Origin of the sequence: Phenylobacterium deserti (genome assembly GCF_003254705.1) — a bacterium.
Lineage (GTDB): Bacteria > Pseudomonadota > Alphaproteobacteria > Caulobacterales > Caulobacteraceae > Phenylobacterium > Phenylobacterium deserti.
The window spans coordinates 448421-470627 of the sequence record NZ_QFYR01000001.1 but is presented as its reverse complement, the minus strand read 5'-3'; the positions used below and the strand labels follow the sequence as shown (position 1 = coordinate 470627).

General features: G+C 68.0%; 24 protein-coding genes and 1 tRNA gene. 10 read left to right on the top strand and 15 right to left on the bottom strand.

Features of this window, described 5'->3' with window-relative positions:
* Positions 1-57: 57 nt before the first annotated feature.
* Both DJ018_RS02320 and DJ018_RS02315 read left to right on the top strand, forming a co-directional pair.
* Entirely contained in the window at positions 58-759 is a 702-nt protein-coding gene (locus DJ018_RS02320) for a Tat pathway signal sequence domain protein (protein WP_111514633.1), read from the top strand.
* On the top strand, positions 756-2552 hold the full coding sequence (locus tag DJ018_RS02315; RefSeq protein WP_111513201.1) for an arginine--tRNA ligase: 1797 nt from the start codon (positions 756-758) through the stop codon (positions 2550-2552). The genes DJ018_RS02320 and DJ018_RS02315 overlap by 4 nt, the downstream gene beginning before the upstream one ends.
* 15 nt (positions 2553-2567) lie before the next feature.
* On the opposite strand, the gene DJ018_RS02310 is transcribed toward DJ018_RS02315, so the two are convergent.
* Positions 2568-2816, bottom strand: a complete 249-nt coding sequence (locus tag DJ018_RS02310) for a glutaredoxin domain-containing protein (RefSeq protein ID WP_111513199.1) — start codon at positions 2814-2816, stop codon at positions 2568-2570.
* 131 nt (positions 2817-2947) lie between these two features.
* Here DJ018_RS02310 and DJ018_RS02305 point away from each other — a divergent pair.
* Together DJ018_RS02305 and DJ018_RS02300 are read left to right on the top strand one after the other, a co-directional pair.
* Positions 2948-3022 (top strand) — tRNA-Gly (locus tag DJ018_RS02305).
* A 100-nt stretch (positions 3023-3122) separates the two neighbouring features.
* Positions 3123-3932 carry an LOG family protein gene (locus tag DJ018_RS02300; protein WP_111513197.1) on the top strand — a complete coding sequence of 270 codons (810 nt, stop codon included), beginning with the start codon at positions 3123-3125 and terminating at the stop codon, positions 3930-3932.
* Between the two features lie 6 nt (positions 3933-3938).
* Here DJ018_RS02300 and fixJ read toward each other — a convergent pair whose 3' ends face one another.
* On the bottom strand, positions 3939-4541 hold the full coding sequence (gene fixJ / locus DJ018_RS02295) for a response regulator FixJ (protein ID WP_111513196.1): 603 nt from the start codon (positions 4539-4541) through the stop codon (positions 3939-3941).
* Positions 4534-6036, bottom strand: coding sequence for a PAS domain S-box protein (locus DJ018_RS02290; protein WP_111513194.1), 1503 nt, complete (start codon positions 6034-6036; stop codon positions 4534-4536). Before DJ018_RS02290 ends, fixJ begins: the two co-directional genes overlap by 8 nt.
* Before the next feature lie 288 nt (positions 6037-6324).
* Between DJ018_RS02290 and DJ018_RS02285 the strand changes: the two genes are divergently transcribed.
* Positions 6325-6690, top strand: a complete 366-nt coding sequence (locus tag DJ018_RS02285) for a c-type cytochrome (RefSeq protein WP_111513192.1) — start codon at positions 6325-6327, stop codon at positions 6688-6690.
* A complete protein-coding gene (locus tag DJ018_RS02280) occupies positions 6690-7163 on the top strand; it encodes an NUDIX hydrolase (RefSeq protein WP_111513190.1) in 474 nt (157 codons plus the stop codon). Before DJ018_RS02285 ends, DJ018_RS02280 begins: the two co-directional genes overlap by 1 nt.
* 28 nt (positions 7164-7191) lie before the next feature.
* Here the strand turns inward: DJ018_RS02280 and DJ018_RS02275 are convergent, their stop codons facing one another.
* The 5 genes from DJ018_RS02275 to DJ018_RS02255 form a co-directional block, all read right to left on the bottom strand.
* Positions 7192-9318, bottom strand: a complete 2127-nt coding sequence (locus DJ018_RS02275) for a M13 family metallopeptidase (protein ID WP_111513189.1) — start codon at positions 9316-9318, stop codon at positions 7192-7194.
* A 99-nt stretch (positions 9319-9417) separates the two neighbouring features.
* Positions 9418-10062 (bottom strand): Crp/Fnr family transcriptional regulator, encoded by a 645-nt coding sequence (locus DJ018_RS02270; RefSeq protein WP_240609432.1) that lies wholly within the window; start codon positions 10060-10062, stop codon positions 9418-9420.
* 353 nt (positions 10063-10415) lie between these two features.
* Entirely contained in the window at positions 10416-10913 is a 498-nt protein-coding gene (locus DJ018_RS02265) for a pyridoxamine 5'-phosphate oxidase family protein (RefSeq protein WP_111513186.1), read from the bottom strand.
* A 70-nt stretch (positions 10914-10983) separates the two neighbouring features.
* Positions 10984-12084 carry an NADH:flavin oxidoreductase/NADH oxidase gene (locus DJ018_RS02260; protein ID WP_111513184.1) on the bottom strand — a complete coding sequence of 367 codons (1101 nt, stop codon included), beginning with the start codon at positions 12082-12084 and terminating at the stop codon, positions 10984-10986.
* Positions 12085-12189: 105 nt separating this feature from the next.
* Positions 12190-12468 (bottom strand): hypothetical protein, encoded by a 279-nt coding sequence (locus DJ018_RS02255; protein WP_111513183.1) that lies wholly within the window; start codon positions 12466-12468, stop codon positions 12190-12192.
* Positions 12469-12671: 203 nt separating this feature from the next.
* Here DJ018_RS02255 and DJ018_RS02250 point away from each other — a divergent pair, with 203 nt between their 5' ends.
* From DJ018_RS02250 to DJ018_RS02240, 3 genes are read left to right on the top strand one after another with little or no spacing between them, the layout of a single operon-like run.
* Entirely contained in the window at positions 12672-13316 is a 645-nt protein-coding gene (locus DJ018_RS02250) for a DUF47 domain-containing protein (RefSeq protein ID WP_111513182.1), read from the top strand.
* A gap of 9 nt (positions 13317-13325) precedes the next feature.
* Positions 13326-14348 (top strand): inorganic phosphate transporter, encoded by a 1023-nt coding sequence (locus DJ018_RS02245; protein ID WP_111513181.1) that lies wholly within the window; start codon positions 13326-13328, stop codon positions 14346-14348.
* Positions 14348-14794: an NUDIX hydrolase gene (locus tag DJ018_RS02240; RefSeq protein WP_111513180.1), complete on the top strand. Its 447-nt coding sequence runs from the start codon at positions 14348-14350 to the stop codon at positions 14792-14794. The genes DJ018_RS02245 and DJ018_RS02240 overlap by 1 nt, the downstream gene beginning before the upstream one ends.
* Positions 14795-14803: 9 nt before the next feature.
* Here the strand turns inward: DJ018_RS02240 and DJ018_RS02235 are convergent, their stop codons facing one another.
* The 6 genes from DJ018_RS02235 to DJ018_RS02210 all read right to left on the bottom strand — a co-directional run bounded on the left by DJ018_RS02235 (position 14804) and on the right by DJ018_RS02210 (position 18935).
* Entirely contained in the window at positions 14804-15343 is a 540-nt protein-coding gene (locus DJ018_RS02235) for a DUF4402 domain-containing protein (RefSeq protein ID WP_111513179.1), read from the bottom strand.
* 11 nt (positions 15344-15354) lie between these two features.
* Entirely contained in the window at positions 15355-15897 is a 543-nt protein-coding gene (locus DJ018_RS02230) for a DUF4402 domain-containing protein (protein WP_111513178.1), read from the bottom strand.
* A 222-nt stretch (positions 15898-16119) separates the two neighbouring features.
* On the bottom strand, positions 16120-16464 hold the full coding sequence (locus DJ018_RS02225; RefSeq protein ID WP_205853694.1) for a DUF4186 domain-containing protein: 345 nt from the start codon (positions 16462-16464) through the stop codon (positions 16120-16122).
* Entirely contained in the window at positions 16461-18143 is a 1683-nt protein-coding gene (locus DJ018_RS02220; RefSeq protein ID WP_111513177.1) for an amidohydrolase, read from the bottom strand. The genes DJ018_RS02225 and DJ018_RS02220 overlap by 4 nt, the downstream gene beginning before the upstream one ends.
* Positions 18144-18314: 171 nt before the next feature.
* Entirely contained in the window at positions 18315-18590 is a 276-nt protein-coding gene (locus DJ018_RS02215) for a hypothetical protein (RefSeq protein WP_111513175.1), read from the bottom strand.
* Between the two features lie 156 nt (positions 18591-18746).
* Positions 18747-18935 carry a hypothetical protein gene (locus DJ018_RS02210; RefSeq protein WP_111513174.1) on the bottom strand — a complete coding sequence of 63 codons (189 nt, stop codon included), beginning with the start codon at positions 18933-18935 and terminating at the stop codon, positions 18747-18749.
* A 332-nt stretch (positions 18936-19267) separates the two neighbouring features.
* Here DJ018_RS02210 and DJ018_RS19085 point away from each other — a divergent pair, with 332 nt between their 5' ends.
* A complete protein-coding gene (locus DJ018_RS19085; RefSeq protein WP_165842774.1) occupies positions 19268-19444 on the top strand; it encodes a hypothetical protein in 177 nt (58 codons plus the stop codon).
* Here DJ018_RS19085 and DJ018_RS02205 read toward each other — a convergent pair.
* Positions 19441-22050: a glucokinase gene (locus DJ018_RS02205; protein WP_165842773.1), complete on the bottom strand. Its 2610-nt coding sequence runs from the start codon at positions 22048-22050 to the stop codon at positions 19441-19443. The two genes, DJ018_RS19085 and DJ018_RS02205, sit on opposite strands and share 4 nt — an antisense overlap.
* Positions 22051-22207: the final 157 nt, after the last annotated feature.

Sequence of the window (22207 nt, the reverse complement as noted above, 5' to 3'; positions counted from 1 at the left end):
AAGGCCGACATTCCCGCGCGCGCCGCGCGCGCCTCCCTATCCATGGACGCTTGCTTGATGCGCCGCCTGCTTACCGTCGTCGCCGCCGTTGCGGTGGCCGCCACCAGCCTTCCGATGAGCGCCGCCGCCCAGGGCCGCAGCCGCCAGGCCGACGGCAGCGGGCAGGAGGACACCGCCAGCGCCCGCCGCAAGCGCGAGGAGGAGTGGGGCAACCGCCAGGCGCCGCTCGCCGCCATGCGCAACTCCGGCCCGTGCCCCTTCGTGAAGACGCTCTACGACGCTGCGCGCTACGTCGAGTTCAAGGACGGGCGCGAAGCGGCGGCCAACGTGGCCTACACCGGCGAGATCCAGGGCATCTCGGCCGGCTGCCAGTACAAGGACGAAGAGCCGATCCGCGTGCGCATGGAGATGCTGTTCGAGCTGGGCAAGGGCCCGCAAGCCGAAGGCTCTGCCAAAACCTACCGCTATTGGGTGGCGGTGACCGACCGCAACCGCGAGGTCATCACCAAGGAATTCTTCGATCTGCCGGTCACCTTCGATAAGGGGCAGGACCGTGTCTACGTCACCGAGACCGTCGGCGAGATCGTCATTCCGCGGGGCACCGCCACGACCTCGGGCGCCAACTTCGAGGTGCTGATCGGCTTCGAGGTGACGCCGCAGATGGCCGCCTTCAACCGTGACGGCAAGCGCTTCCGCCTGACGGCGGGCTCCGCCGCCGCCGCCGCCGGCTCCGCCGGGAGCGCCGCGCAAAACCAATGAGCGATCTGAAGACCGGTCTCAGCGAAGCGGCGGCCGCCGCCTTCGCCGCCCTTGGCTTGCCTGCCGACAACGCGCGGGTGACGCCCTCCGACCGGCCCGACCTGGCCGACTTCCAGTCCAACGGCGCCCTGGCGGCCGCCAAGCGCGCGGGCAAGAACCCGCGCGAGATCGCCGCCGCCGTGGCCGAAAAGCTGCAGGGCGATCCGCGCCTGGCCTCGGTCGAGATCGCCGGACCCGGCTTCATCAACCTCAAGGTCAGCGACGCCGCCCTGTCGCAGCGCGCCGACCAAATCGCGGCCGACCCGCGCGCGGGCGGCGAGCTCGTCCCCGAGCCCCGCAAGGTGCTGGTCGACTACGGTGGACCCAACGTCGCCAAGCCGATGCACGTCGGCCACCTGCGCTCGTCTATCATCGGCGAGGCGATCAAGCGCCTCTACCGCTTCCGTGGCGATGTGGTCATCGGCGACGCCCACTTCGGCGACTGGGGCTACCAGATGGGCCTGCTGATCGGCGCCGTCTGCGACGAGGACGAAGCCGTCCGCGCCGAGGTCGAACGCCTGAACGCCGCCGCCGATCTGCCGGCCGAATGGATGACCAGCCTTGAGCCGGAGGTGTTCGGCAAGGTCAGTCTCGCCGATCTCGACCGGCTCTATCCCCAGGCCGCCGCCAAGGGGAAGGAAGATCCCGCGTATCGCGACCGCGCCCGCAAGCTCACGGCCGAGCTGCAGGCCAAGAAGCCCGGCGCCTACTTGCTGTGGCGCCAGTTCGCCAAGGTCACCCGGGTCGCCCTGGAGCGCGACTTCCACGCCCTGGGCGTCGACTTCGACCTCTGGAAGGGCGAGAGCGACGTGGACGATCTGATCCCGTCCATGGTCGCCGAGCTCGCCGACAAGGGCCTGCTGGTCGAGGACGCCGGCGCTCGCATCGTCCGCGTCGCCCGCGAAGGGGACAAACGCGAGCTGCCGCCCCTGCTGGTGGTCTCCTCCGAAGGCTCGGCCATGTACGGCACGACCGACCTGGCCACCATCCTGGACCGCAAGAACAGCTTCCACCCCGACCAGGTGATCTACTGCGTCGACCAGCGTCAGGCTGACCATTTCGAGATCGTGTTCCGTGCGGCTTACCTGGCCGGCTACGCCCAGGAAGGTCAGCTGGAGCACATCGGCTTCGGCACCATGAACGGTCCGGACGGCAAGCCCTTCAAGACCCGCGAGGGCGGCGTCCTGAAGTTGAACGACCTCATCCAAATGACCCGCGACAAGGCCCGCGAGCGCCTGCTCGAAGCCGGCTTGGGCGAGAACCTGCCGGAAGCCGAGTTCGAGGACATCGCCGGCAAGGTCGCCGTCGCGGCGCTGAAGTTCGCCGACCTGCAGAACTTCCGCGGCACCTCCTATGTCTTCGACCTCGATCGGTTCACCAGCTTCGAGGGCAAGACCGGCCCCTACCTGCTGTATCAGGCTGTTCGGGTGAAGAGCCTGCTGCGCAAGGCGGAAGGGGAGGGCGCCGTCGGCGGCCCTGTGGCCGTCACCGAACCGGCCGAGCGCGACCTGGTGCTGACCCTCGACGCTTTCGATGCGGCGCTTGTCGAAGCCTACGACAAAAAGGCGCCGAACGCGGTGGCCGAGCACGCCTATCGCCTCTCGCAGAGCTTCTCGAAGTTCTACGCCGCCTGTCCGATCCTGTCGGCCGAGCCGGCGGTGCGCGCCTCGCGCCTGACCCTGGCCCAGGCCACCCTGCGCCAGCTGGAGCAGGCCCTAGACATCCTCGGCATCGCGGTTCCAGACCGGATGTAGGCCGCCGCCGGCGGCCTAGTCGCGCAGCAGGTAGGCTTCCAACTCGTCGGCGCCGCCGATCGGCTCGCCGTCGACGAACACCAGGGGCGTGGTCGCCACGCCATGCTCCGCCTTGAAGGCGTCCACCTCCTCGCGGCTGCGCAGCAGCCGGTCGTCCACGCTGTAGCTGGCGGCTTCCAGCATCTGCTTGGCCATGACCCCAAACGGGCAGGTGTGGTCCGGCAGGACCATCCGATAGAGCGTTGCGCTGCGTTGTTCCGACATGGCTGGCGTCCTCACCCGCCGCGTGCGGGTGGGGAAAGAGCGCGGCAGCCGGCCCGGCGTTCCAGCTTGAGAGCGCCGGGAAGAGCCGCTAAAGGAAACAGCCCCGAACGCCGCTCCGCCGGCCCGGGCACGCGGGTGTAGTTCAGAGGTAGAACGTCAGCTTCCCAAGCTGAATGTCAGGGGTTCGATTCCCCTCACCCGCTCCAGATTTCCCCTTATCGCAGTCGCGTGTTGGCTGGGGCCTGCGCCGTTCATTCCTTTGCGACGCTCGAGCGTTAAGCAGGGCCAGTATCTTCAGGAGTTCCCATGGCTGACGATCGCCAAGCCCCGCCCGCCGACGATTTCCCGCAGCTCGCCTCGCCCTCTTACCGCCTGGCCGCGCTGGATCGCGACTTCCTGCTGGGGCCGTCCATGCGCGGCGTCCGCTTCCTGCTGGAGTTCGCCAAGGCGGACGAGGCCCTGCGCGACTGGGGCGTGCGCTCAACCGTGGTGGTGTTCGGCAGCGCCCGTGTGCGCGAGGACGGCGCGGGCCAACACGCCCGCTGGTACGCCGAGGCGCGCCGCTTCGGGCAGATCGCCTCCGAGCGCGGCGGCGCCTTCCAGGACAGCGCCGGGGGCCGCGAGAACGTCATCGCCACCGGCGGCGGGCCGGGCATCATGGAGGCCGCCAACCGCGGGGCCAGCGACGTCGGCGCGCCCTCGATCGGCTTCAACATCTCCTTGCCCCACGAGCAGGAGCCGAACCGCTACTCCACGCCGGAGCTGACCTTCCGCTTCCACTACTTCGCCATGCGCAAGATGCACCTGGCCATGCGCGCGGCGGGCCTGGTGATCTTCCCCGGCGGCTTTGGCACCTTCGACGAGCTGTTCGAGATCCTCACCCTTCGCCAGACGGGTCGCTCGCAAACCATCCCCGTCGTGCTGTTCGACGAGGCTTACTGGCGCTCGGTGTTCAACTTCGACGCTCTGGTCGACGCCGGCATGATCAACCCCGCCGACCTCGACCTGTTCTGCTACGCCGAGACGGCTGAGGAGGTGTGGGAGAAGCTGGTGGAGCGCGGCCTCAAGCCGGGCGAGGCGCCGGCCGGCGTCGCCGCCGACATCAAGGACGTCTGAGACCCGTCAGCTGCGGGTCAGCAGCACCATCCGGACCAGTTCCGACAGGCCCCGGGCGCCCGTCTTCGACATGACGTTGGCCCGGTAGACCTCGACCGTGCGCGGGCTGATCCCCAGCTCGTGCGCGATCACCTTGTTCAGCTTGCCTTCGACGACCCCCTGCAGCACCTCGCGCTCGCGGGGCGACAGAGTCTCGATGATCTCGCGCAGCCGGACCTTCTCGGCGTCGTCCTCCGACGCCTTGGATCCGTCCGCCAGGGCGGTGCGAATGGCGCCCAGCAGAGCGTCGTCGTCGAACGGCTTCTCCAGGAAGTCGACCACGCCGGCCTTCATGGCCTCCACCGCCAGCGGCACGTCCCCGTGGCCGGTGATCACGATGATCGGGTGCGGCGCGCCACGCGCCTTCAGCCGGCGGACGAGCTCCAGCCCGTTCATTTCCGGCATGCGCACATCGGTGACGATCACGCCAGGCTCCAGCTGCTCGCGCTCCAGCAGCTGCAGGGCGGACTCATAGGTCCGCGCCTTCATGCCGGCGCTGTCGAGCAGGAAGTCCAGCGACTCGCGCATGGCCTCGTCGTCGTCGATCACGTGCACCACGGGCTCACTCATGCCCCTGCAGCTCCTCCTTGCGCACGCTTCGCAGCGTGAAGTGGAAAGTGGTCCCGCCGCCGGCGTTCGGCTCGGCCCAGATGCGCCCGCCATGGGCCTCGATGATGGTGCGGGAGATGGACAGGCCCACCCCCATGCCGGCGGCCTTGGTGGTGAAGAACGGCTGGAACAGCTGATCCATGGCCTCCGGCGCAATGCCGGGGCCTGTGTCGGCGACGCTGACCTGAACCATGTCCTCGGGCATCGGGCGGGCGGACACCGTCAGCTCGCGCCGCGGGGTGTCTTCCATGGCGTCCACGGCGTTGCGCATCAGGTTCAGGACCACCTGCTGGATCTGCACCTTGTCCGCCAGCACCAGGTCCACCTTGCGTCCGATCTCGAACCGCAGGCGGACGCCGCGCTCCTTGCCGCCGATCATGGCCAGGGCGCCCGCCTCTTCCAGCAGCTTGGGCAGGCTCTCGATCCGCCGGTCCGCCTCGCCCTTCGCCACGAACTCGCGCAGCCGGCGGATGATCTGGCCGGCCCGCAGCGCCTGCTCGCCGGCGGATGACAGCGCGCCCTTGATCTTGTCGCGGTTGATCTCCTCCGCGCCCAGCAGGCGCTCGGAGCCCTTCACGTAGTTGGCGATGGCCGCCAGGGGCTGGTTCAGCTCGTGCGCCAGGGCGGAGGCCATCTCGCCCATGGCCGTCAGCCGCGAAACGTGCACGAGTTCGGACTGCAGGTCCTGCAGCCGCCGCTCGGTGCTCTGGCGTTCGGTCAGGTCGCGGACGAAACCGGTGAAGAACCTTTGCCCGCCGATGTTCACCTCGCCCACCGACAGCTCCATGGGGAAGGTCGAGCCGTCCTTGCGCTCGCCCACCACCACACGCCCGATGCCGATGATCCGCCGCTCGCCGGTGGTCATGTAGCGGTCCATGTAGCCGTCGTGCTGTTCGCGGTACGGCTGGGGCATCAGCTCGGAAACGTTGCGCCCGCGCGCTTCGGCTTCGGTCCAGCCGAACAGGCGCTCCGCCGCCGCGCTGAACGACTGCATCACGCCCTTCACGTCGATCACGATCATGGCGTCGGGAACGGTGTCGAGGATCGAGCGCAGGTGCGCCTCGCGCTCCGCCAGATGCCGGACGGCCTCTGCGGCTTCCTTGGTCCGTCGGCCGACCACCTCGCCGCCGACCCCCAGCGCCGGACCCAGGGCCATGAACAGCAGGGCGTCCAGCAGGTTGGCGGGGTCCTGGTAGAGGCTGGCTCCGCTGAAGAACAAGCTCGCCGCCAGGCCGATCACCGTGGCGACGAGCGCCGGCCCCATGCCGCCGATGGCGGCGCTGAAGATCACCGCTGGCACGAACAGCACGAACACCGTCCGCTCCAGGAACACCGGCTCGAGAGCCAGTCGGAAGCCGACGGACACCAGTCCCGCCGCCACGGCCAACAGATACGCCAGCCACGGCCTGGCCCGGATGGGCGACAGGGTCAGGACGGTGCTTGCGGCGAGAGCCATGCCCTCACCGTTAGAATTCGCCCCGGTCAGGCGCAAGCTCCGCCCCTATCTGGACGGCCGGGACCACAGGCTGGCCGCCAGCAAGGTGACCACGAAGAGGGCGAAGGCGGCGACCACCAGGCCGAGGTAGAGGTGCTGGAACAACATGTCGGTCCCCTTTGATCTGATGGAGACAGGATCGTCCGAATGGCGCGGGTCGGAAATTCGGGACACGTCCCTAAGTAGAGGTACGGAGGCGACGCCCAAGCTTGGTTGCCGGACCTTCAGGATGTCTGGGAGGGATCGCTCATGCGCATGACATCTGCAGTTCTGGCCACCGTCTGCCTGACGGCGGTCGCGTTGTCGGGTTGCGCCACGCTTGGAGCGGCTGGCGCTTCGGCTGACGCTGACGCCGCCGCCGTGGCGCGCGGACGCGTGTTCGCCCAGCGCGCCTGCAGCGGCTGCCACGCCATCGATGCGGCCGGCCAGAGTCCCAACCCGTCGTCGCCCGCCTTTCCGCAAGTCGCCCGCCGCTTCACCGAGCCTTCGCTCCGCCACCGGCTGCAGCTGATCTCTCGCAACGGGCACTACGAGATGCCGCCGATCTACATCACCCCGGCCGAAATCTCCGACGTCGCCGCCTACATCCGCACGATCAAGGCGCAGGGCGGCTGATGGCGCCGCCGGTCAGCGCGGGCATACTGGTCTGGCGGCGAGGAACGGCAGGAGCCGAGTTCCTGCTGGCCCATCCTGGCGGCCCGTTCTGGCGCGGCAAGGACGAGGCGGCGTGGTCGGTGCCGAAGGGCCTTGTCGATGAAGGCGAAGATCCGCTCGCGGCCGCCCTGCGCGAGTTCACCGAAGAGCTTGGCCAGACCGTCTCCGGCGAGTTTGTCGAGCTGAGCGCCTGCCGCACGCCCGGCGGCAAGATCGTCCGCTGCTGGTTGGTGGAAGGCGACCTCGATGTGAGCCGGATCGTCAGCAATACGGTCGAGGTGGAGTGGCCGCGCCGCTCGGGCCGGATCCTCCGCTTCCCGGAGGTCGACCAGGCCGCCTACTTCGATGCCGAGGCGGCCCTGGTCCGCATCCACAAGGGCCAGCGCCCCATAATTGTGGAAGCCATTCGCCGGCTGGCGGCGCCCGGGGGCTGACCCCAGGCGCCTTCCAGCCAGCCTGACGTCACCAGATCCGGACGCGCTGTTCCGGCGGAACGTAGAGCGCGTCGCCGGGCTTGATGCCGAACGCGGTGTACCAGCCGTCGATGTTCCGGATGGTGCCGTTCACGCGGTAAAGCGCCGGCGAGTGCGGATCGGTCACGACCTGCTGACGCAGAGCCTCGTCCCGCTGCTTCTGCCGCCACACCTGCGCCCAGCCCAGGAACACGCGCTGATCGCCGGTCAGGCCGTCGATGGTCGGCGCCGGCTTGCCCTTGAGCGAAGCGTGGTAGGCGTCCAGCGCCAGCGACAGCCCGCCCATGTCGCCGATGTTCTCGCCCATGGTCAGGGCGCCGTTGACCTTGAAGCCCGGCAGCGGCTCGAACGCGGAGTATTGCGCTCCCAAGCGCTCGGCCTGAGCGCCGAACTTGGCCGCGTCCGCGCTCGTCCACCAGTCGCGCAACACGCCATCGCCGTCCGACTTGCGGCCCTGGTCGTCGAAGCCGTGGCTGATCTCGTGGCCGATCACCCCGCCGATGCCGCCGTAGTTCACCGCCGGATCGGCGTCAGGGTCGAAGAACGGCGCCTGCAGGATGGCCGCCGGGAACACGATCTCATTCAGGGTCGAGTTGTAGTAGGCGTTCACCGTCTGGGGCGTCATGCCCCATTCGTCCCGGTCCACCGGCCCGTTCAGCCGCGCCACGCGCCGGCGCCATTCGAAGGCGGTCGCCCGCTCGCTGTTGCCGTACGGATCGTCGGCCTTGATCACCAGGGCGGAATAGTCCCGCCACTTGGTGGGGTAGCCGATCTTCACGTTGAACTTGTTGAGCTTGTCGAGCGCCCGCTCGCGGGTCTCCGGACCCATCCACTGCAGCTTCTCGATCCGGCCGCGCATGGCGGTGCGGATGTTGGCCACCAGGTCGTCCATCTTGGCCTTGGACTCTGGCGGGAAGTAGCGGGCCACATACACCCGGCCCACGGACTCGCCGAGCTGGCCGTTCACGGTCGAGACGGCGCGCTTCCAGCGGGCCCGCTGTTCCGGCTGGCCGGCCAGAGTTTTGCTGCGGAACTCGAAGTTGGCGTCCACGAACCGCTTGGACAGCAGCGGGGCGGCGTCGTCCGCGAGATGGAAAGCCTGCCAAGCCTTCAGCGTATCGATCGGCGTCGCGCTGTAAATCTGGGCGATCTTCGGGAAAGCGGTGTTGGTGGTCACCACCACCCGGTCCACCTTGGGCAACTCGGCCGCCGCCAGATAGCGGTTCCAGTCGTAGCCCGGGCTCATGGCCTGCAGCTCGGCCAAGGTCGCCGGATTGTAGGTCTTGCTGCGGTCGCGGCGCTCGGCGCGCGTCCAGGTCGCCTCGGCGATCTTGGTTTCGAACTCCACCACCGCCTGCGCTGCGGCGGCCGGGTTGTCCCAGCCGACCATGGTCAGCATCTGCTGCACGTACGCGAGGTAGGCGGTCTTCTTCTCGGCGAAGCTGGGCTGCAGATAGTAGTCGCGATCCGGCAGGCCCAGCCCGCCCGTGCCGGCGTAGACGGCGTAGCGGTTCGGGTCCTTGGCGTCGGCGTTGATGCTCAGGTTGAGCAGCGAGGTGTAGCCGGACAGGTTTGAGCGGCCCATCAGCGCCGTCATGTCGTCGCGGGTCTTCACCGCGCGGATGGCGGTCAGCTCCGGCTGCAGCGGCTTGGCGTCCAGACGCTCGACCAGCGCTTCGTTCATGAAGGCCGAATAGGCAGCGCCGATCTTGGCGGCGTCCGCGTCCTGGATCTTGCCGCTTGCGGCCTCTTCCAGGATCGCGCGGCTGCGGGCTTCCGACAGGATCGCCAATTGGTCGAAGTTGCCGAACCGGGTGCGGTCCGACGGGATCTCCGTGCGCGTTTCCCACGCGCCGTTGGCGAACTTGAAGAAGTCGTCGCCGGGCTTCACGGACCGGTCCATGCCCGAGACGTCGAAGCCCCAGGTCCCGTACCTCGGCGACGCCAGCGAGGCGGCCGCGCCGCCGGTGGGCGTGTCGGCGGCCACGAACAGGGCTTCGCTATCACAAAGCTGGTCGAGACAGCTGTGTTCGTGCGGGGCGGCCTGCGCGGCGGAGGCGGCGAGGGCGCCCAGGGCGCATGCGGAAAGGAGAACGTTGCGAAGAACGCGGGTCATCGAAGGTGAACTGTCCCGGAATGAGCGAGAGCAGGCGTGTTCCGCCTGCAGACCTCACTAGAGTGGGACTTTTTCTGCCCTCCGCAACTACGGAATGGCTCAATCGCCGGGAAGCAGGCGCTCGTAGTTCCGACGGATTGTGCCGTAGCACTCGCAGGTGAGCGCCTCGAGCCCTGGGCGATCGATGATGTCCACCACGCCGCGCCGATAGCTGATCACGCCCTTGTCCTGCAGCGCCCGAGCCACCGCGGTGACGGTGGTGCGCTGCACGCCGAGCATGTCGGCGAGGAACTCCTGCGTCAGGGCGATGGTGTCGCTGGAAATCCGGTCATGGCAGGTCAGCAGCCAGCGGCAGAACCGCGCTTCCACCGAATGCAACGCATTGCAGGCCACCGACTGGATGGCGTGGCCGAACAGCGCTTCGGCATGACGATCCACCAGGTCGCGGATGCGCGGGCTCTTCTCCCAGGCCTCGTGCAGCTGGGCGACGCTGATGCGGCTGGCGCGGACCGGAGTCTGGACGATCGCGCGGACCAGAGACTGCCGCGGCGCAGCGGCCGCGCTCAGGCCGAGGGCGCCTTCCGGACCGATGGTGGCGCTTTCGATCGCCGCGCCGCTCTCCATCAGCGTCATCAGGGAGATCACGCCGTCATGGGGGAAATAGATGGTATCGATGCGGTCGCCCGGGTCGTACAGCAGGCGCCCGCGTTCGAGGTCCACCTGTACGAGATGGGCTGCGATCAACGCGTAATCGTCTACCGGAAGGGATACGAGCAGGCGGTTTTGCAACGCGGATTGAAGCCTTGGCATCGAGGAATCAAAACGTCGCCGTGCGGCGACGGTTTCAAGTTATCGATGCGGCGCAATAAAAACTGTCGAGAACACGACACTTGCGGCAAGTCGTCGCCCAAAATCTAACGGCATGCGCTCAGGAGCTGTGGAAGGAGGCGATCAGTTTGCTTCCTAACGATGTCGCCTACCCGACCGATGAATATCTCACGCGACCTACGCCGAGGCGCGTGACGCTAATCTCATTTGTAAAAACAATGGCGGCGCCGAGCTACTCGGCGCCGCCTTCTTGATCAGTTTCAGCAGAACTACTGCAGATTGAGATCGGCGCGGCCGCCCAGGTCAGGCGTGGTGTGGGTGGCGTTGGCGCGCGTCACTTCCCAGCCGTACTTCACCGGGCCGGCGTCGGTGATCCAAACCTGGGCGTCCTCGCAGTTGAGCCGCAGCATGGTCAGCCGCGGGTCGTCCTTGCCTTCCGGGTACCAGGCCGCGACGTGCGCGTTCCAGTAGCGGTTCATGCGCTCGGTGTCGTGCTGCACGCTCAGGCGGCCGCCGACGCAGGCTTGGATCTTGTCCTGCTGGAAGGTCATCATCGCGGACGCCCCGCCCTGAGCCGCTTCGGCCAAGTCCGTGTCCTTGTAGGTGAAGAACCAGACGTCGTTCGTCTCGCGCTCCACGAAGGCGGTCATCGGCTGGAAGTGCTGAGCGTCGGCGCCCACCACTCCCAGCATCACGGTCCGTTCGTCCTCGATTTCCTTCCAGAGCCGGTCTTCGACCGCGGCCTGGTCTTTCACGTCGGTGCTCATGGGGAGGGCTCCTCATCCTGTCGGAAGTCGCCTCCTCAACACCGCACCTAGACCGCAGTTCCGCTCATCCTCAGCCGAACAGATCCTTCAGATGGCGCGGCTGCGAGCGCAGGTACTGGTTCGGCGCATGGACCTTTCCGCCCAGCTCCGCCGCTGCGTGCCAGGGCCAGCGGGGGTCGTACAGCGCGGCGCGGGCGATCCCCACCATGTCCGCCTGGCCGCTGACCAGGATGTGCTCGGCCTGGTGCGCCTCGGTGATCAGGCCCACCGTGATGGTCAGCAGGCCGGTCTCGCGGCGGATCCGTTCGGCGAAAGCGGTCTGATAGCCCGCGCCCACGGTGATCTTCTGTTCGGGCGACAAGCCGCCGGTGGACACATGGATCACATCCAGGCCGAGCTCCTTCAGCGCCTGGGCGAACACCACGCTCTGCTCGAGGTCCCAGCCGCCTTCGACCCAGTCGGTGGCCGAGATGCGCACGCTGATCGGCTTGTGCGCCGGCCAGACGGCGCGCACCGCCTCGAAGACCTCCAGCGGGAAGCGCATGCGGTTCTCGAGGCTTCCGCCGTAGGCGTCCTCGCGTCGGTTGGACAATGGGGAAAGGAACTGGTGCAGCAGATAGCCGTGAGCGGCGTGCACCTCGATCATGTCGAAGCCCAGCCGCTCGGAACGGCGCGCCGCCTCCACAAAGGCGTCACGCACCCGCGCAAGGCCAGCCTCGTCCAGCTCCTGCGGCTCCACGTCGGAGTGCATGAAGCCGACGGGGGAGGGGGCCCAGGTGCGCCAGCCGGTCGGCTCGTCCGGGCGGATGTGGTGCCCGCCTTCCCACGGCACGCGGGTCGAGGCCTTGCGGCCTGCATGGGCGAGCTGGATGCCCAGCGGCATGGGCGAGTAGCGCCGCACGCTGTCGATCACCCGCTTCAGCGCCGCTTCCGTGCGATCGTCCCACAGGCCGAGGTCGTCGGGCGAGATCCGGCCGTCCGGCTCCACCGCCGTAGCTTCCAGGATCAGCAGCCCCGCGCCCGAAAGCGCCAGCTGCCCCAGGTGCAGCAGGTGCCAGTCCGTCGCCGCGCCGTTCCCGTCCGCCGAATACTGGCACATGGGGGCGATCACGACGCGATTGGGCAATTCCAACTCACGCCATTTCACGGGTTCGAACAGGCGGCTCGCCATCGCGGTGCTACTCCTTGCAACTGGGCGTCACAGGTGGGGCGGCCGGTGCAGCTGCGCCACCCCTGAAAAGCTGCGGGCGCTTATAGCGTCGCGAGGTGCGCGTTCTCAGCCCAGCCAGCGGCGGGGATGCTTCCAGCCGAGCTCGCGGACCTCTCCGGCCTTGAGGCCGAGCACCGCCATCTTGGCCGGCGTGTATTGGCGAAGCGCTTCCACAGGCTCGGCGCCTTCCACCGGGCTGGTGGCGACGTCGCCGATGCGGATTGCGCAGTCCACCGCCGTCCACTCGGCCTTGTGCCGATCGCTGTCGCCGACAGCATAGTAGTGGCGCTGCATCCGCTCCCCGCGCGGGGCGACCATCACTCCGATCAGCCAGCCTCCGGCCATTCGGCTCTCCTTTTGACAGCCGGGTGTCTAGCGCGCACCGTCGCCGCTTGGAACGCGCTTTCGCGGCACGATGGCCTTCCGACCGTCCGCTCTTTTAGGGCGCTGGATCGCAAAACGCGTCCACTGCGGCTCCGTGGACGTTTACAGGCGGCGGCTCAGGCCCTAGGGCAGACCGACATTTTTGACCGCCAAGGTTGCTCCGTATGCTGAGATGGTTCCAGGCGCTGATGCCGAAGGAAGAGCGCTTCTTCGACATGTTCGAAGCGCACGCCGCGACCCTGTGCTCGGCCGCCCGTTCGCTGCGCCAGCTGCTCGACGGCGGCGCGGAGGTTCCTCAGCACTGTGCGGAGATCTCGCGCTTCGAGCACGAGGCCGACGACATCGCCCGCGAGGTGCTCCTGGCGGTGCGCCGGACCTTCATCACCCCGTTCGACCGCAGCGACATCCGTGGCCTGATCACCTCGATGGACGACGCCATCGACCAGATGCACAAGACCGCCAAGGCGATCACTCTGTTCGAGCAGCGCCAGTTTGCGCCGGACATGGTCGTCCTCGGCGACGTCATCGTGAAGACGGCCGACCTGACCGCTGAAGCCGTCCCGCTGCTTCGGTCGCTGCGCGCCAACGCCCAGCGCCTGAACGGCCTGACCGAGCAGGTGACCCGCCTCGAAGGCGACTCCGACGATCTCTATGACAAGGGCATGGCCGCCCTTTATCGCGGCCCCGCGCGTACCGATCCCATGGCCTACATCGTGGGCGCCGAGATCTATGATCACCTGGAGAAGGTGGTCGACCGCTTCGAGGATGTGGCCAACCGCATCAACGCCGTCCTGATCGAGCAGCTGTAGGCGGAGCCCGTGGATCCCGCCTTCGCCCTGCTGATCTTCCTGATCGGCGTCGCGCTGCTGTTCGACTTCCTGAACGGCCTGCACGATGCGGCCAACTCCATCGCCACCATCGTCTCCACGCGCGTGCTGCCGGCCAAGTGGGCGGTGATCTGGGCCGCGTTCTTCAACTTCATCGCCTTCCTGGTGTTCGGCGAGCAGGTCGCCAAGACCGTCGGCAAGGGGATCCTCGAGCCTGGCATCCTGTCGGACGCGGTGATCTTCGGCGCACTCGGCGGCGCCATCTGCTGGAACGTGATCACCTGGTGGGCGGGTATTCCGTCCTCGTCCTCGCACGCGCTGATCGGCGGCTTGCTCGGGGCCGGGGTCGCCAAGGCGGGCCTGGACCCCGTGGTCTGGGGCGGCGTGCTCAAGACGGCCGCCGGCATCGTGGTCTCGCCGACCCTCGGCTTCATGCTGGCGTTGGCGCTGGTGTTGCTGGTCTCATGGCTGTTCTTGCGAACTACGCCCGCTTTCGCCGACGGCATCTTCCGCAAGCTGCAGTTTGTCTCCGCCGCTCTTTACTCCGTGGGCCACGGCGGCAACGACGCGCAGAAGACCATGGGCATCATCACCGCCCTTCTGGTGGCGCACGGCGCGGTCAATCAGCCGCCCGGCGGTGGTTTCGATGTGCCGCTTTGGGTGGTGCTGGCCTGCCATGCCGCCATGGGCCTGGGAACTTTGACCGGGGGCTGGCGGATCGTTCATACCATGGGCTCCAAGATCACGCGTCTGTCGCCCCAGCAGGGCTTCTGCGCCGAGACCGGCGGCGCGATCACCCTGTTCCTGGCCACTCACGTGGGCGTGCCCGTCTCGACCACCCACACCATCACAGGCGCCATCGTCGGCGTGGGCGCCGCGCGTCGGGTCTCGGCCGTGCGCTGGAATCTCGCCACCGGCATCGTGTGGGCCTGGGTCATCACCATGCCCATCGCCGCCGCGCTTGGTGCGGCCTTCTACTGGCTTGCCCGGCTGGTGGAGCGGATGTTCGGCTGATGGCCAAGAAGGACCAGGTCCCGGCAGAGCCCGACCGCGAACCGCGGCAGCAGTACGCGGCCCTGCCTTGGCGCAGGGCGCCGGGCGGCGATCTCGAGGTGCTGCTGATCACCTCGCGCGAGACCCGCCGCTGGGTCATCCCCAAGGGCTGGCCGATCAAGGGGCTGAAGTCGCCCCAGTCCGCCGCCCGCGAGGCGCTGGAGGAAGCCGGCGTCGAGGGCGAGACCGGCAAGTCGAAGCTGGGGATCTTCCACTACGACAAGAAATTGCGCAGCGGTCGCGTGCAAAAGGTCCGCGTGGCCGTCTACAGCCTGCAGGTCACCCATGAGCGGGAGAGCTGGAAGGAAAAGGACCAGCGCGAGAAGCTCTGGACCACGCCAGAGCAGGCCGCCTCCCTGGTCGAAGAGCCCGAGCTGCGGGCCCTGATCGCCGCCTTCGCGCCCTGACGGGCCGTCCTACTGGTAGGCGACGGTGACCGTGAAGGTGCCGGAGTAGGATCCGCTCAGCGTGGTGTTGCTGATGCTCACCTGCCCGCCGATGCCGAAGTTGGCCGTGCCCACGCCGCCGGTCGTACCCACCAGCTGCGCGCTGCCGACGCTGGCGTTCAGCGTCACCGGGATCGTCTCCGACCCGTTCTGACGGGTCATGTTGAAGGTCTGCGGGTACTGGACGTTGAAGTTCATCCCCGCATCACCGGTCACGGTGAAGGTCGCGCGCGAGGCGGCGTTGCCGTTGGAGACCTGCGTGATGCCGCCGGTGGCGGTGAGCGCGCCGGTCTGGGCGTCGATGACCACATTGCCGGTGCCCGAGGAGGGCCGCATCACCGTCCCGAAGGACAGGTTCGTCTGCCGGGTCAGCTGGATCGGCTGGTAGATGCCGATGGTGCCGGTGGTGGACTGGTTCGCGCTGGTCTGGGCGAGCGCCGGCGAGGCGAAAACGGCCGCTGCAACGACGGCGAGCGGCAGGATGCGCTTGGCGAGGCTTTGGATCTGCATGTGCGCTGAACCTAGTTGTAGGCGACGGTGACGACAAAGGTGCCGGCGTAGGCTCCGCTCGCGGTGCCGTTGGTCACCGGGATCGTGCCGCCGACCCCGAAGGTCGAGGTGCCGGTGGTCCCCAGCACACCGCTGAGGGTGCCCGCCCCGGCGGTGGAGGACAGGGTCACCTGGATCGTGTCGGCGCTGCCCTGGCGCGTCATGTTGAAGCTGGCCGGCACGGTGATCGAGAAGTTCTGCCCGCCTTCACCCGTGACCGTATAGCTCGCCCGTCCCGGAGTGGCGTTCGGGCCGGTGTTGATGATGGCCAGCGGGCCGCTGGCGCTGCGCGCGCCGTTGGCGGGATCGATGGTGACGGTGCCGTTGCCCGAGATCGGCCGCACGATATTGCCGAACGACAGGTCGCTGTTCTTGGCCAGCTGGATCGGCTGGAAGATGGTCGCGGTCGAGCTGGTGGTCTGGCTGGCCTGCGCCTGCGCGTGGGCCTCGGCGGCAAGCGCGGCCGACGCCAAGACGGCGAACGCGGCGAAGATGTGCTTGCGGGCGGTGTTCATCGTGGTTCGTTCGAACTCGGTCTTGTTCGGCGGCTCTGGGACATGTGCCGGAATGGCACGAGTTCCGTGGCCTGGTTTTCCGACCTGCCAAGCTTAGCAACCCGGGGGCCAGAAGTCGCCGACCTGTGTTTTTGGCGCGCTGCACGCACATGGCGCCGCACCTGCGAACGAACCTGCGCTGTAGAGCGGTCAAGCTCCACGGCCTATAGGTTGAATCCGAGCTTAACCTTCTAGCCAGCGCCGGACGGCCGCCAGAACGTGCGCCTGCTCGGCCGCGGTGAGCGCCCGTCCCGAGGGGATCGCGTGCCACTTGGCCAGACAGCTGCGGCAGCAGGTCGCGGTGGCGTGCTGGGCGATGAACACCGGATGGCCGCGCATTGGCGTCTGCTTTCCGTCGTTGGCCGGCTCGGCTCCCGCAAGACGTGCGCTGATGAAGTCGCGCCCGTGGGACAGCACTGTCTCCAGACCCTTGTCGTCCAGATAGGCGCGCTCCTTCGGTCCCAGCTTGAACCTGCGTCGGAACGCGGACCCGGAAAGCCGCTGGAAGACGCTGTCCAGATCCCTCACGGCGCCTGGTGGACCACCTGGCCGTCGACCACCGTCAGCACGGCGCGCCCCTTGGGGATTTCAGCTTCGGGCGCGGTCATCAGGTCGACGGAAAAGGCGGTCAGGTCCGCCCGCTTGCCGACTTCCAGGGTTCCCAATTCGGTCTCGCCAAAGCGCGCGAAGGCGGCGTTGGACGTGAACAGCTTCAACGCCTCCGCGCGGCTCAGCCGCTCCTGCGGCCTCCATTGCGGCGTGGAATGCCCGGACAGGTCCTTGCGCGCTACGGCGGCGTAGAACTCGATCAGCGGATCGCCGCGCTCGACCGGCGCGTCGGAGCCGCCGACCACCACCGCGCCCGAGTTCGTCAGGCTTTTCCAGGCGTAGGCGCCGTCCAGCCGCTCGGGGCCCAGGCGCGCCGGCGCGAAATGCAGGTCCCCGATCGCGTGGCTCGGCTGCATGGACGCGATCACCGCCATCTGTCCGAAACGCGGAATGTCCGCCGGCCGGATGATCTGGGCGTGCTCGATGCGCCAACGCGGCTCCATCCTGCGCACGTTCGGCGGAACCTTGAGGAACGCCTCGCCGAACAGGTCCAGAGCCGTGGCGTTGCCCCGATCGCCGATGGCGTGGGCCGACACCTGGATCCCGCGCGCGAAGGCGCGGTCCAGCACGGGCCGGATCGCCTCCGGCTCCGTCACGAACGCGCCGCTGGTCTGCGGCGCATCGGCGTAGGGCGCGAACAGCGCGGCCCCGCGCGAGCCCAGCGCGCCGTCCACATAGATCTTGATCGCCCGTGTGGTCACCCGACCGTCCGCTGCGCTGCGCGGCCCGCTCTCGAACAGCGGGCCGGCCAGATCGAAGTCCACGGCGTTGTAGACGCGCAGCGGGACCTGCCCACCCTTCGCCAGGGTCTCCAGCAGCTCCACGTCCGCCCAATCCACGCTCATGGAATGAACGCCCGTCCAGCCGTAGGCCGTCTCGACCTTGAACGCGGCCTGGAAGGCTGCGCGCCGGTCCGCTTCGCTGGGCGCCTGGCGCAGCTTCGCCACCAGGTTCATGGCGTTATCCACCAGCATGCCGGTCAGCTTGCCGTCGGCGCCTTTCAGGATCTGTCCGCCAGCCGGCGCCGGCGTGCGCTCATCCACGCCCGCCGCCTTCAGTGCGGCCGAATTGGCGACCAGGGCGTGGCCGTCGGCGCGCATCAGCAACACCGGAACCGCGCCGGAGACGGGGTCGAGGTCCCGCCGCTCCAGGAACCGGTTCTCGGGCCAGCCGGTCTCGATCCACCCACGCCCCCAAACCGCGCCGGCCGGCTTGCGCTCGGCGATGTAGCGCCGCACCCGCCCTGCCGCCTCGGCGGCGGACTTGGAGCCCTCCAGGTTCAGGGTCAACTCGCGCTCGCCGATCCCGCGCAGGTGGGCATGGCTGTCGGTGAACCCGGGAAACAGCGCCGCGCCTTTCAGGTCGATCACTCGCGTTTCGGGGCCGACCAGCGCCTCGGCGCCCCTTCGGGGACCCACGAAGGCGATCCGCCCGGCGCGGACCGCCACGGCCTCGGCCCGCGGGGCTGCGTCCACGGCCGTGTAGACAGGACCGCCCCAGATCACCAGGTCGGCAGCTGATCCAGCTCGAGGCTGAACCTGGGCGGAGGCGGACGCGGAGCAGGCGAGGGCCGCGAAGGCGATGAGAGGCATGCGCATTGGTGCAGGCTAGCGGCCGCCGCAAGCGACCTCAATCACGCGGCCTGCCAGCGAGCTTGCGCGAGAAGCGCTTCTCAGCAGGCGAGCACGATGGACGGCGCCGGCGCGAACGCCGGTTGAAACTCGTTTTGTCCGGAGATCACACGAAGCCGCATCGAAGCGGCGTCCAGGTCAGGAGCGGACGGTGCTCTTGGAATCACGCGCGGCGGCGCGGGCCGGCGTCAGGGCTTCGCCCTCTTCCAGCGCATCCACCACCATGGTCAGGCGGTTCGGCACCGGGCTGCTTTCGATGTCGTGGAACATGCCCCGGAGGTCCGCTTCCATGGCGGCGACCTTGCGGGCGTGCGCAGCGGCGCGAGCCTTGGACCACAGCACCAGGGCCAAGCCGGCCCCAAGGGGCCAGACCACCGCGCCAGCGACCGTGGCGATCTGCAGTGTGGTAGGCAAGTTGCTGTCTCGTCCAAACGTCAGTTCGGCTTAAGCAAGCTCAACCACAGAAGCTTGGCAAGGAATAAAACGTCGCTCGATCACTCGTATCCCGAGCAGGGATGGCGCTTCGCCTCAAATGTTAGCCATATGCCTTGGCGGTGTTCGGTCGGCCCCTTAGGCGGCGCCGTCATCGTCCGAGAGACAGTGAGAGTAGATGGCCGACGCTACGCCTCGCAGGGTCATGGCCGCCGTCTGGAGCGCCGTCTGGCTGACCAGGCTGGCCGCCTCGTCTTCCATGCGCTCGAGCTGTTCCGCCATGCCAGACAGGTTCCGGTAGACGTCGAGATCGGAAAGCGGCGGCATCGGCGGGCCCGTCTGGTTGCAGGGCCGCCTCATACCGCGGATTCGGCCGCGTTGAACCGCGCCACGTAATCCGGCGTGCAGCCCCACCGACGGCGACGCTGCGACATAAAGGGCGCCATCTGCGGTGGAGCAGCATAGGAGAGTCTCCATCCGAGGTTCGCAGCTTGGACTGAATGTCGCAGCAAATGAAAAGAAGTTCTCGCTCGTGGCGATGCTGGGCGATGTGTCCCTTAATCTGCAGACAATCTGACGCAGCTCGTGTGTCGGGTCGCCGGCAGAGCGGCGGAGCGTTGTTCTGCTAATCGTTGCCTGCCGTTTGAAGGGACGCTTACGTGCAGGATTTTCGCATCTACGGACTGACCACCACTGGCGCTGTCGCCTTGTCGGAAGACATCCCGTGCATGTCGATGGACGAGCTTCGCAGCCTTGCCCAGGGCAAGCTCGATCACTGTGACGAGGTGGAAGTCTGGCAGGGGCCGGTGCGGGTCCTGCGCCTCCGGCGCGACTAACCGACCGCCTGCGCCTTCGGCTCGCTCTCGCGGCTGTCGCCGTCCACCTGCTCCACAATTGCCCGGAACAGGGCTTCGGCCTGGATCGGCTTGGCTACGTGGCCGTTCATCCCCGCCTTCATGTATTCGCTGATCTGATGCGACATGGCGTTGGCGGTCAGCGCGATGATCGGCGTGTGGGCCCGACCGCTCTCGGCCTCTCTTCGGCGGATCTCTCGAGCGGCTGAAACTCCGTCCAGCTTCGGCATCTGGATGTCCATCAGCACCACGTCCCAGGTGCTGGTCTCCCAAGCGTCCACCGCCTGCTGGCCGTCTTCCACGATCACCGGGTCGATGCCCAGCTGATGCAGAAGGGTCTTCAGCACCAGCCGATTGACAGCGTTGTCCTCGGCGGCCAGCACGCGCAGCGCCATTTGCCGGGCCGGGCCCTCGTCTGACGGCAGGGCTGCAGCCGCGGGCCTGGAGGCCACCTTCGGCATGGGCGCGCGGAACACCACGGTGGTGCCTTGGCCCACAGCGCTTTCCGCAGCAATCGAGCCGCCCATCATCATCGCCAGTTCGCGGCAGATGGCGAGCCCTAGGCCCGTGCCGCCGTACTGGCGCGTGGTCGAGGTGTCGGCCTGGGTGAACCGATCGAACAAGGCCGGCAGGCGCGCAGGGTCCACCCCAATGCCCGTGTCCGCGACGGTCAGGCGGAGCTCACCCTCTGCGTAGCCCGCGGAGACGCGCACCTCGCCGGCCTCGGTGAACTTCAGGGCGTTGGAGACCACGTTGTAGAGGATCTGGCGCAGGCGGGTCGGGTCGCCACGATAGGTCCCGTCCGAGCCGTCTTCGACCTGCAGGGTGAAGGACAGGCCCTTCTTGTTGGCCAGGGCGGTGAAGGCCGCGTGCGCGCCCAGGAGCAGGGTGCGCAGGTCGAAGTCGACCTCCTCGAGCTCCAGCTGACCGGCCTCGATCTTCGACAGGTCCAGGATGTCGTTCAGGATCGCCAGCAGCGACTCGCCCGATTGGCGGATGATGTCCAGCCGCTCGCGCTGGATGGTCGACAGTTCGTCGAAAGCGATCGCCTGCACCATGCCCAGCACGCCGTTCAACGGGGTGCGGATCTCGTGGCTCATGGTGGCCAGGAAGGCGGACTTGGTGCGATTAGCCGCTTCGGCGGCGTTGCGCGCTTCGCGCAGTTCACCGGCCAAGTCTTCGAGCTCGCGCGCCCGCCGCGCTGCGCGGGTGATGTCCTGTGAGGTGATCACCCAGCGCCCGTCCGGCAGAGGGCGTGCGTCGTCTCTCAGCAGCATCCCGCCGAGCGCGCTGCGCTCCAGGCTGTAGGGCTGACGCTCGGACAGGCGGCCAAAGGCGCTGGAGGCGGTCTCGTGCGTCCAGTCGCCGGCCTCGGCCATGGCGTAGAAGGCTTCCTCGATCATCCGCCCATTGCGGCGCAGATGCGGCGGCGCGGACGAGCCGACCCAGAACCGGTCGTTGCTGGCGGCGATGCTCAGGTCGGGATTGAGCACCAGCAGGCCCGCGGCCGCGCCGTCCAGCAACTCCTGGGCCTCCACCTGCGGCGGAAGACTGACGATCGGGGCCGGATCCGCGTCGGCTTGCGCCTGAGCGGACCGACCGCTGTCGAGCGCAAGCTCGATGACCAGCTTGCGGGCCGCGCCGGTGAGCACGCTCCCGGGGTTGGCGAGCGCCCAGGTCGGCACGCCCTTCACGAAGTGGGAGAGCCGCCCCTTGGCTTCGAACCGCTTGCGGAAGCCCGCCCAGTCGGCCTGGTCGTGGGCTTCGAACAGGAAGCGACCGGTCAGGAACACGCCGCCGTCGATGCCCATCGACAGGGCCACGTCACCAGCGAACGAGCCCAGAATGCGCGAATAGCAGGCGAGGGCCTGTACGCAGGCCGGATCGCCGCCGGGCCGGCCGTTCAGCACCACTTCAAGGGGGGACAGGGGTTCTTCGCCCGTGCCGAACCGGTCCGCGAGAATGGCGTGGATCTGCGATAGCCCGGGCCAGCCCAGCAGCCGCTCGTAGGAGACGCGGCCGTGAACCGCGCGCAGGCGGCTCGCCAGCTTTTCTTCCAGCTCGCACTGAGGCGCAAAGGCCATATGCCCGGCTTCGGTGTCGATGATCCGCACGCCCTGGGCGCTCAGTCCCACGGCGGAAACGCCCAGGCCGAAGTCCAGGCTGATCAGCGCATAGCGCCCAACGCCCAGGGGATTGTGGGGCAGGGCCGAGCCGCCGAGCGGAGCGGCGTCGCGCATGTCCATGACGCTCAGCGCCAAGGCGACGGCCGCCGCATCGTTGATCGGCACGATACGGGTGAAGCCGAAGGCTTGCGCGAGCTCCTGCTCGGAGATGCGCCATCCGGATTGGGTGATGGTGTGCTCGGTCCCGTTCACCGGAGCGGACACCGAAATTCCCAGGCGGGGGGGCAGAGGGCGGCCAAGCGCATCGGCATAGGCCTGGAAGGCTTCGACAACGCCCGCGAAGTCGCCGGCCCTGAACTCCATGAAGTGCGACAGCGCCGGTTGCGCAGCCGCAAGGTCGCTCATCAGCGCGAACCGGCAGGCCGCCGGGCAAATCGCGGCGACTAGAGCGACGTCGTTCAACTCGTTTCCCCTTTTTGTGAGCATGAGAACAAAAACGATTAAGCAACCTTGAAACCGCTGGTCGCCCAATCGCAGTCGCTGCTGCTTTTTCGACATGGCCGCCGGGAAAAGTCGGGCCGAACTTCAACGGCTTGGCCGTCCAGACGCATCGAATGGC

Coding starts and splice junctions, on each gene's coding strand:
- DJ018_RS02210 (WP_111513174.1), bottom strand. CDS start 18,935: ATGCCGCCGCTTTCCGATCTCGACGTCTACCGGAACCTGTCTGGCATG.
- fixJ (WP_111513196.1), bottom strand. CDS start 4,541: ATGAGTGAGCCCGTGGTGCACGTGATCGACGACGACGAGGCCATGCGC.
- DJ018_RS02300 (WP_111513197.1), top strand. CDS start 3,123: ATGGCTGACGATCGCCAAGCCCCGCCCGCCGACGATTTCCCGCAGCTC.
- DJ018_RS02275 (WP_111513189.1), bottom strand. CDS start 9,318: ATGACCCGCGTTCTTCGCAACGTTCTCCTTTCCGCATGCGCCCTGGGC.
- DJ018_RS02265 (WP_111513186.1), bottom strand. CDS start 10,913: ATGAGCACCGACGTGAAAGACCAGGCCGCGGTCGAAGACCGGCTCTGG.
- DJ018_RS02320 (WP_111514633.1), top strand. CDS start 58: ATGCGCCGCCTGCTTACCGTCGTCGCCGCCGTTGCGGTGGCCGCCACC.
- DJ018_RS02235 (WP_111513179.1), bottom strand. CDS start 15,343: ATGCAGATCCAAAGCCTCGCCAAGCGCATCCTGCCGCTCGCCGTCGTT.
- DJ018_RS02290 (WP_111513194.1), bottom strand. CDS start 6,036: ATGGCTCTCGCCGCAAGCACCGTCCTGACCCTGTCGCCCATCCGGGCC.
- DJ018_RS02285 (WP_111513192.1), top strand. CDS start 6,325: ATGCGCATGACATCTGCAGTTCTGGCCACCGTCTGCCTGACGGCGGTC.
- DJ018_RS02255 (WP_111513183.1), bottom strand. CDS start 12,468: ATGGCCGGAGGCTGGCTGATCGGAGTGATGGTCGCCCCGCGCGGGGAG.
- DJ018_RS02240 (WP_111513180.1), top strand. CDS start 14,348: ATGGCCAAGAAGGACCAGGTCCCGGCAGAGCCCGACCGCGAACCGCGG.
- DJ018_RS02310 (WP_111513199.1), bottom strand. CDS start 2,816: ATGTCGGAACAACGCAGCGCAACGCTCTATCGGATGGTCCTGCCGGAC.
- DJ018_RS02250 (WP_111513182.1), top strand. CDS start 12,672: ATGCTGAGATGGTTCCAGGCGCTGATGCCGAAGGAAGAGCGCTTCTTC.
- DJ018_RS02260 (WP_111513184.1), bottom strand. CDS start 12,084: ATGGCGAGCCGCCTGTTCGAACCCGTGAAATGGCGTGAGTTGGAATTG.
- DJ018_RS02230 (WP_111513178.1), bottom strand. CDS start 15,897: ATGAACACCGCCCGCAAGCACATCTTCGCCGCGTTCGCCGTCTTGGCG.
- DJ018_RS02280 (WP_111513190.1), top strand. CDS start 6,690: ATGGCGCCGCCGGTCAGCGCGGGCATACTGGTCTGGCGGCGAGGAACG.
- DJ018_RS02315 (WP_111513201.1), top strand. CDS start 756: ATGAGCGATCTGAAGACCGGTCTCAGCGAAGCGGCGGCCGCCGCCTTC.
- DJ018_RS02220 (WP_111513177.1), bottom strand. CDS start 18,143: ATGCGCATGCCTCTCATCGCCTTCGCGGCCCTCGCCTGCTCCGCGTCC.